The organism is Microcystis sp. M061S2 (genome assembly GCF_020245605.1).
Classification (GTDB): Bacteria; Cyanobacteriota; Cyanobacteriia; order Cyanobacteriales; family Microcystaceae; genus Microcystis.
Window position 1 is genome coordinate 1 of record NZ_JADBUP010000065.1, and the last position, 6,774, is coordinate 6,774.

Annotated in this window: 15 protein-coding genes; 7 read left to right on the forward strand and 8 right to left on the reverse strand. The window is 33.6% G+C overall.

The window, feature by feature from the left end:
- Positions 1-389: 389 nt before the first annotated feature.
- The 8 genes from IM475_RS11750 to IM475_RS11785 all read right to left on the reverse strand — a co-directional run bounded on the left by IM475_RS11750 (position 390) and on the right by IM475_RS11785 (position 3,645).
- Complete coding sequence (locus IM475_RS11750) at positions 390-557, reverse strand: hypothetical protein (protein WP_287727660.1); 168 nt, start codon at positions 555-557, stop codon at positions 390-392.
- An 89-nt stretch (positions 558-646) separates the two neighbouring features.
- On the reverse strand, positions 647-859 hold the full coding sequence (locus IM475_RS11755) for a hypothetical protein (protein ID WP_287727661.1): 213 nt from the start codon (positions 857-859) through the stop codon (positions 647-649).
- Between the two features lie 19 nt (positions 860-878).
- Positions 879-1,172 (reverse strand): hypothetical protein, encoded by a 294-nt coding sequence (locus IM475_RS11760; protein WP_287727662.1) that lies wholly within the window; start codon positions 1,170-1,172, stop codon positions 879-881.
- A gap of 60 nt (positions 1,173-1,232) precedes the next feature.
- The gene (locus IM475_RS11765; RefSeq protein WP_287727663.1) at positions 1,233-1,790 is read right to left on the reverse strand and encodes a hypothetical protein; all 558 of its coding nucleotides are present in this window, start codon (positions 1,788-1,790) and stop codon (positions 1,233-1,235) included.
- Between the two features lie 155 nt (positions 1,791-1,945).
- The gene (locus IM475_RS11770) at positions 1,946-2,857 is read right to left on the reverse strand and encodes a DUF932 domain-containing protein (RefSeq protein ID WP_287727664.1); all 912 of its coding nucleotides are present in this window, start codon (positions 2,855-2,857) and stop codon (positions 1,946-1,948) included.
- Between the two features lie 148 nt (positions 2,858-3,005).
- Entirely contained in the window at positions 3,006-3,212 is a 207-nt protein-coding gene (locus tag IM475_RS11775) for a hypothetical protein (RefSeq protein WP_287727665.1), read from the reverse strand.
- A 23-nt stretch (positions 3,213-3,235) separates the two neighbouring features.
- The gene (locus IM475_RS11780) at positions 3,236-3,442 is read right to left on the reverse strand and encodes a hypothetical protein (RefSeq protein ID WP_287727666.1); all 207 of its coding nucleotides are present in this window, start codon (positions 3,440-3,442) and stop codon (positions 3,236-3,238) included.
- Positions 3,439-3,645, reverse strand: a complete 207-nt coding sequence (locus IM475_RS11785) for a hypothetical protein (protein WP_287727667.1) — start codon at positions 3,643-3,645, stop codon at positions 3,439-3,441. Before IM475_RS11785 ends, IM475_RS11780 begins: the two co-directional genes overlap by 4 nt.
- Positions 3,646-3,804: 159 nt before the next feature.
- On the opposite strand from IM475_RS11785, the gene IM475_RS11790 reads away from it, so the two are divergent.
- The 7 genes from IM475_RS11790 (at position 3,805) to IM475_RS11820 (ending at position 6,767) form a co-directional block, all read left to right on the forward strand.
- Positions 3,805-4,245: a JAB domain-containing protein gene (locus tag IM475_RS11790; RefSeq protein ID WP_287727668.1), complete on the forward strand. Its 441-nt coding sequence runs from the start codon at positions 3,805-3,807 to the stop codon at positions 4,243-4,245.
- Positions 4,246-4,299: 54 nt separating this feature from the next.
- Positions 4,300-4,470: a hypothetical protein gene (locus IM475_RS11795; protein ID WP_287727669.1), complete on the forward strand. Its 171-nt coding sequence runs from the start codon at positions 4,300-4,302 to the stop codon at positions 4,468-4,470.
- 300 nt (positions 4,471-4,770) lie between these two features.
- Positions 4,771-4,986 (forward strand): hypothetical protein, encoded by a 216-nt coding sequence (locus IM475_RS11800; RefSeq protein WP_287727670.1) that lies wholly within the window; start codon positions 4,771-4,773, stop codon positions 4,984-4,986.
- Between the two features lie 80 nt (positions 4,987-5,066).
- Positions 5,067-5,270, forward strand: coding sequence for a hypothetical protein (locus IM475_RS11805; protein WP_287727671.1), 204 nt, complete (start codon positions 5,067-5,069; stop codon positions 5,268-5,270).
- Entirely contained in the window at positions 5,270-5,560 is a 291-nt protein-coding gene (locus IM475_RS11810) for a hypothetical protein (protein ID WP_287727672.1), read from the forward strand. The genes IM475_RS11805 and IM475_RS11810 overlap by 1 nt, the downstream gene beginning before the upstream one ends.
- A gap of 23 nt (positions 5,561-5,583) precedes the next feature.
- On the forward strand, positions 5,584-6,138 hold the full coding sequence (locus IM475_RS11815) for a hypothetical protein (protein WP_287727673.1): 555 nt from the start codon (positions 5,584-5,586) through the stop codon (positions 6,136-6,138).
- An 8-nt stretch (positions 6,139-6,146) separates the two neighbouring features.
- Positions 6,147-6,767 carry a putative immunity protein gene (locus tag IM475_RS11820; protein WP_287727674.1) on the forward strand — a complete coding sequence of 207 codons (621 nt, stop codon included), beginning with the start codon at positions 6,147-6,149 and terminating at the stop codon, positions 6,765-6,767.
- Positions 6,768-6,774: the final 7 nt, after the last annotated feature.

The following is a 6,774-nucleotide window of genomic DNA, read 5'->3' on the forward strand; positions in this document are numbered from 1 at the left end:
GGGGGGGTGCGTTTTTAGGAAAAAAATAACATATTACATTTTCTTGCCATTCTTTGCGTGTGGCGTGGGCTTCGGGCTGTTTTGCGGTGGGCTGTTTGCCTGTTGGCGTGGTGTGGTGGTGGGTGGTTGCATTGTGCTGTTGATTTGGTGGGGTTGGTGGGGTTAACTTCTATCTTCTTGGATTGTGTAGGTTTTCGGTGGATACGTTGAATAGTAGCAGTTATTTATTCGGCAGTATTTTTGTGCTTGGGTTTCTGATGGTGTACCGAACAATATTCTGTTATCATCATCATAACATATATATACCGTTTCTTTTTGGTTTATTCTTTCCATTACTGATATGGCCGGCTCTATGTATGTTCTTGTTTCAATCATCATAAATTTGGGTTTTATTGGTTAGTTAATAATTTACATCTGGCATCAATCAACTTCAGGCGGTTTTTTATCTCCTGCGGTGTGTAGCTTAATTGCTTCATCTTTTCAATGATTTTATCGGTGGTGGTTGGTTGTGGTCTTTTTACCTTTCTTCCTGAAGTGCGAAAAATTAGAGTTGGCATAATTATTTTTTTAGTGTATACAAATATACATATATATTTAGTATTTTGTACAAAAATAATTTCTTTAACTTAACTTTAACATATTGCAATTATATGTTATTTTGTAGGCAAAAGTTGTCAAAATAGGCGTTTTCCTGTGCTTCGTCTGCTTGGCTTTGTCTGATTCTTACGATATCGGCGGAGGGGTGGAAAACCTGCTTATATTGGTAGTCATAAAAACAAACATCACCCTTATAAATTGTTTTACCTGTTTCGCTGCATTTACTCTTGAATTTTGCGTTAATCATCTTGAGGGCTGCCATATTGTATAAATTTAATTGTTTAGAAATGTTTATATGCAATTACTGCTTCATTATTGGTTTTATTCAATGTAATAAAATAACCAGAAAAATATGAAGTACCGAAAATTCCATGCGTAAAATTGTTTTTATAGTCGGTTTTAATGAACATACAGAGGGGTAAAATTTCGGTTCTATCTTTCATCTTCAATTTTACATACATTGTACCTTGTGCGTCTGATTCTTCAAATGAATATGTATTTTTTACTTCTTCCTGTTCTTTGTCTGATAATTCATTGAAATTATATATTCGGCTGCGGTTATATACTGATGTCATATTGAAATTTTAATGAGTTGAAAAATTAGCGGTTTGGAGGGTTTCCGCTGCCCTATATTTTTACAGGGGAATTGCTGTACTTATTTTGAATGGTTGATAATTTGGGTTTTTCGTAGCTTCGTATTTTTCAATATCTACATTCAGAGAATCGAAAATATTTGTTGTCGGGTCTTTAATCATTTTAACGGCTGCGGTAACTGCTGGGTCTAAAATTGGTTTTACTTCTTCAAAATTTGCCCCACAATATATAACTATCGCCTTTGCTGACGCCTTAAGATGTACGAAAAAAAGTGATGCGATATGCTCTATTTGTTCGGGCGTGTAAAGGTTGAAATTTTCGTGCATAAATTTTGCGGCTTTGTTTATTCCTTCCACTCCGTACAGATTAAAAGATACATATTTAATATGTCCGTTTTCTGCTTCATACATTGCCATAATTGAGCTGTATGTTGAATTTTTAACAGCGTTTAAACGGTTGTTTTTTGGGTTAATGGTTTGGAAAATTGTCCGGAATCCTTTTCCTTTTTTAAATTCCAGCCCAAAATAGGCGGTTGTTCTTAATCTTCCGTAGGGATAATTATTTGATTCTGCTCTGTGGTTGGTTGGTAAAAATTTCATAGTTTTTTATTTTTAGTGTAGGGCAAAGATAAGGGTAAAATTTACTAATTTGTACGAAAATAATTTCTTTAACTTAACTTTAACATTAACATTTTTTTAACATATTAGAGTAAAAAAATAGGGGTGTTTTATTTCCCCTATTTTGTTTTTTGCTTTTAGTTTACCGATAACATTTTGAAAATTGTGTTGTCGGTGGTTAGGGCTGTGCCTGTATACTTGCTTTCTATCCTTGCTGCTTCCCGATTAGGTACGGGCATTATATGGGAAGTGTAATAAGTCACTCCCGAAAATAGTCCCCACCTTGTTTGTCCTTTGGCGTTGGTTTCGGTTGCTATGCTTGTTAACAATTCGTTGGTTCGGTTTATTTGATAGGTGGTATATTGTTCCTTTGCTTGTGCTGGGGTTAATGCGGTGTCTACCTTTGTAATTTCTTTCACTACTTGTTGAATGAGCTGTTTTGTTACGGGTGTTTCTGACATCTTTATAAATTGGTCAAATATGGCTGTTTCTTGCTTAATTATTAGCCCTATTTGCTGCAAATATTCTTCAACTTTGGCGTGGATGCTTTGGGTGTGTTTAGCCGAATTTTGGAGTTGCTTTGTGGCTGCGGCAAACGTATTTCTACAACAGATTGTGAAATTTACATTTCCCCATTTTAGAGAGGTTGTCCCATCGTGTGAATTGATGCCAGATATAAAACCTATTACCTTACTGCGGTTTTCTCCAATGCTTTTAATTTCGTTCCCTGATTCTAACTGAAGGTATAATTTTTGCCCTCCGTTAAATTTTCCTCCGGAGTGTATGTTATATCCTCCTTTATCCGCTATTTTAATAACAAGGTCTGCAAGTTCGGAATTTTGGAAGGGTACATAGCTATCCCTTACAGAATTTAGGCATTGTCCATTGTCTGAACGAACAAGGGCGAAGTAAGGCGTTTCGTTGCCGTTGGGTAAAATTAAAGGTGTTTTTTCTACTTCCCAATTTAATCCGAATTTATCCAACAATTCATTTACTTTATCATTTTGAATCGCTGAACTGATTAACGAATCTGCAAAATTTGTGTTCATAGTTTTTTATTTTTTGTTTAGAATGCAAATATAGGGTATAAATTTAGTATTTTGTATAAATAAATTTTCTTTAACTTAACTTTAACATATTGTAATAAAAAAAATAGGGGTTAAATTTCCCCTATTTCAATTTTGATTTGATTTATTTTTATTCTTCTTCTTGTTCTATTGTGAAGGTCTGGAGGGTTTCAGTTATTTTTATTTGCTCTCCTTTACATATTGAATTATAACGGTGAACGGCTTCATCGTAATTTGATGATAAACTGCCATTAACAAAATTTCCATTTACTTCTGTAAAAAATACAGGTTGCTGCCCTAAATTTTGCTCTTTAATAAACTTAATTGTTTTTTGCATTGTGTGTGGTTTTATATGGTTTTTTAATGTATTGGTTCTATTCTGTAATAAGTTACGTTGTCATTTTCTGCATGGTTACAAATCAAAGTGTGAGTTGTTTGCACAAATACGCATATTTGTTGTTTGCTGCCGAAATTTTTGGCTAACAATATATCGTTTTCCCTGTGGTTATTTCTTTCTTCGTTGCTTTTGAATTGATTCCAGATTGCTTGTATTTCTTCTTTTTTCATTTTGGCTTATTATTGGTTAAATTTTTGATTTCTTTGATTATATCTCTTTTCAGGTTTTTTCTGAAGCTAATATTTTTTTCTTTGCACTCTGCCAACCAATAAACATACTGACCTTTCTTTTTAGGAAGCGATTCACGTTTAATTTCCCAAATGTTTTTTTCTGAATCTTGATATACTGATTTTATAATTTGCACTGATTTCATAGTATTAAATTAATAAAGCAAAGATAATATAAATATTTATCATTTTACACAAATATAATTTCTTTAACTATATTTTAACATTGTTAATACTTTGTTAAATGTGTTTATTATTTTGGTTGTATATCAATTATTATTTTACTTTGCTGAAAATTATTAACTATGTCAAAAATCAAGCGTTACAAAATTGTTCCAGACAAAGAAGTGCCAAGTATCGAAAAAGTAAAAATTTCTACTTCGGAACAAGCGGCAAACTATGTCAGGCAATTTTATTTTGAAGATATTGATGTTTATGAATCGTTCTTTTTGCTTATGCTCAACAGAGGGGGCTATACAACAGGTTGGGCAAAAATTTCACAAGGTGGCATTAATTCGGCTATTGTAGATGTTACATTGGTAGCAAAATTTGCTATTGAAAATTTAGCCAAAGGAGTAATTTTAGTACACAATCATCCGTCTGGTCAGTTAGAACCAAGTGATGCAGATGTAAAAGTTACAAATCAAATTACACAAGGGTTGCGATTATTGGATATAAATGTGCTTGACCATATTATTTTAACTTCCGATGGCTATTATTCTTTTAGTAGTGAAGGAAAAATTTAACATTATTATTTTGTTTTTATTTTAATTATTAAATACATTTACAAAAATTAAGTTATGAAAAAAATTATTTACCTTTTGATTATCATTTCAGCTTCTTCATGTGCTACTTCTGGGAATTGTCCGACTACTAACAAAAAATACTTTACAAAAGGTATTAAAGGCAGCAAACCACTATACAAAGGTTATGGCGGTCAAAATTCAAATAAAATGTATAAATGCAAATAATATGAAAAGAAAAAACACCAGAGTTTTTAAGAATGGCAGGTATTGGCGATTAACCTATATCTGTAAAAGGGAAGATTGTTCCTCTATTGTTTCTAAAACATTTCAAAAGAAAATAGAATGATACCTTATTTAGCAGCATTATTATTTATTTCCTGTATTGTCGCATATTTTCAAATAAGCGGTGATGATACGGGATATACAGATGATTTTTTTAATTAAACCATATAAAACACAAACCTATGGCAGTTCAAATGCAGAAAACCTACAAAAGTGTATAATTTTTAACCAACAAATATAGATATGCAAATTAGCGACAAAATAAAGATGATTAGTGTTGAGGAGTATTGCGAAAGAATATCTCCACTAAATTTCAGAATCAAGAACAAAAATCCGTACCAAAAAATCAGCAGACAAGCTGTTTATTACAGAATAGCAAATAACAAAGATTTGCCGGAAGTGAAAAATGTTGTCAAAAATGCTGGAGTTTATTTTTTAATTGTTAAAAGTGATTTCTAATATGAAAATGTTTATAAATATTATTATTTTTATTGTCTTTATTTTATTCGTTTATTATTTACAACCTAAATCGGAAAAAGATGCTTGATACAAACACAATGGGTGAACAAGAACGTCTTATGCTGGTGCAAAATTTAATTGACCACTTACTTTATGTTCAAGGCAAAGAACGAAAAAAGTTTTTGAGCAAGTTGGGTAAATTATTTGTAACGTATCCGGTGAAAAGGAAAATAACCTATTTTAATCATCCTAATTTAAACAAAAATTCTAAACTATGCCAATAATGTCTTTATCTATCTATCGCACAATACAACTTCTTGATGAGAAAAAGGAAGTAAAATTTGATTGCGATTATGAAATTGCCAACACAGGAATTGGTTCTTATGAGTTGTGGGGAAGCAAACAATTTGATGCTGGATACCAACACGCTAATTTGGAAAAGGCAAAATGGAATGAATCATTATTTACTCCAGAGGAAAATCAAATAATTACCGATTGGGTTGCAAAGAATAAAATTAGCATAGAAGAAGAAGTTTACTATAAGCATATCGAATATGCAAATGATACTGATTAATTAAAAACAAAAAAAACAAAAAAATGAAAAAAATTATTTTATTATTACTGATTACGATTTCAGTTAAATCATTCAGTCAAACTTTCAATGGAGTTGAAATTTCGGGTAACATTTCAGCAGCAGTAGAAAAATTTAAGTTAAAGGGCTTCAAATTGAGCAAAAAGGAGGAAAATATTTATATTATGTCTGGTGTGTTGTTTAATGAGCAAATAGAATTGTTTTTGTTTGCTACACCAATTACAAGGCAGTATGCTAAATGCGTTGTTTATTTTCCGGAGCAGTCTTGGTTTTTGCTGAAGAGGGATTATAACAAATTTGTAAATTTATTTGATGAAAAATATGGATACCATACTTCTCAATATGAATTTTTTTCCGACCCATACTATGAAGGTGATGGCTATGAATTAAATGCTTTGATGCTGGACAAATGCACTTATGCAACATTTTGGGAGTTGGCAAAAGTATCTATGTCTGTTTCTATATCAAAGTATAAGCAAGTTGAATTGGTATATGAAAATACTTCTATTATGAACGCATTGCAAACAGAAAGACAAAAACAACAATCAAGAATATTTTAATTTTAACCATGACCACTACCCTTAACAAAATAAAAGCACATTCACCCTGTAAAGATGGGTGGGATAAGCTGCTTAATCATTTAGGCAAAACCCATGCAGACGATGAGCCTCTATCTATTGCTACTATCCTTCAATCCAACGGCATAAAAGATGCACTTTGGGCATTACGTGCAGTCGAAGGCAAGGACAAAGAGATTAGATTATTTGCCGCCGATTGCGCTGAATCAGTGCTGCACATTTACGAAAATCATTACCCCAATGATGACCGCCCCCGAAAAGCCATACAAGCTGCAAGAGATTATGCTAATGGAGTGATTGATAAATATGAATTGGATGCCGCAAGGGCTGCTGCGTGGGCTGCGAGTGATGCTGCGTGGGCTGCGAGTGCTGCCGCATGGGCTGCGAGTGCTGCTGCGTGGGCTGCGAGTGATGCTGCGTGGGCTGCGAGTGATGCTGCGAGGGCTGCGAGTGATGCTGCGAGGGCTGCGAGTGCTGCCGCATGGGCTGCGAGTGATGCTGCGTGGGCTGCGAGGGCTGCGAGGGCTGCGAGTGCTGCTGCGATGGATGCGTGGGCTGCGAGGGCTGCAAAATGGCAAGAGATTGAACTATTATTAACCAAATACCTATAACCAATGA

Bases quoted from the DNA above. Each gene is read 5' to 3' on its own strand.
- IM475_RS11750 (WP_287727660.1), bottom strand. From the start codon at position 557: ATGCCAACTCTAATTTTTCGCACTTCAGGAAGAAAGGTAAAAAGACCA.
- IM475_RS11755 (WP_287727661.1), bottom strand. From the start codon at position 859: ATGGCAGCCCTCAAGATGATTAACGCAAAATTCAAGAGTAAATGCAGC.
- IM475_RS11760 (WP_287727662.1), bottom strand. From the start codon at position 1,172: ATGACATCAGTATATAACCGCAGCCGAATATATAATTTCAATGAATTA.
- IM475_RS11765 (WP_287727663.1), bottom strand. From the start codon at position 1,790: ATGAAATTTTTACCAACCAACCACAGAGCAGAATCAAATAATTATCCC.
- IM475_RS11770 (WP_287727664.1), bottom strand. From the start codon at position 2,857: ATGAACACAAATTTTGCAGATTCGTTAATCAGTTCAGCGATTCAAAAT.
- IM475_RS11775 (WP_287727665.1), bottom strand. From the start codon at position 3,212: ATGCAAAAAACAATTAAGTTTATTAAAGAGCAAAATTTAGGGCAGCAA.
- IM475_RS11780 (WP_287727666.1), bottom strand. From the start codon at position 3,442: ATGAAAAAAGAAGAAATACAAGCAATCTGGAATCAATTCAAAAGCAAC.
- IM475_RS11785 (WP_287727667.1), bottom strand. From the start codon at position 3,645: ATGAAATCAGTGCAAATTATAAAATCAGTATATCAAGATTCAGAAAAA.
- IM475_RS11790 (WP_287727668.1), top strand. From the start codon at position 3,805: ATGTCAAAAATCAAGCGTTACAAAATTGTTCCAGACAAAGAAGTGCCA.
- IM475_RS11795 (WP_287727669.1), top strand. From the start codon at position 4,300: ATGAAAAAAATTATTTACCTTTTGATTATCATTTCAGCTTCTTCATGT.
- IM475_RS11800 (WP_287727670.1), top strand. From the start codon at position 4,771: ATGCAAATTAGCGACAAAATAAAGATGATTAGTGTTGAGGAGTATTGC.
- IM475_RS11805 (WP_287727671.1), top strand. From the start codon at position 5,067: ATGCTTGATACAAACACAATGGGTGAACAAGAACGTCTTATGCTGGTG.
- IM475_RS11810 (WP_287727672.1), top strand. From the start codon at position 5,270: ATGTCTTTATCTATCTATCGCACAATACAACTTCTTGATGAGAAAAAG.
- IM475_RS11815 (WP_287727673.1), top strand. From the start codon at position 5,584: ATGAAAAAAATTATTTTATTATTACTGATTACGATTTCAGTTAAATCA.
- IM475_RS11820 (WP_287727674.1), top strand. From the start codon at position 6,147: ATGACCACTACCCTTAACAAAATAAAAGCACATTCACCCTGTAAAGAT.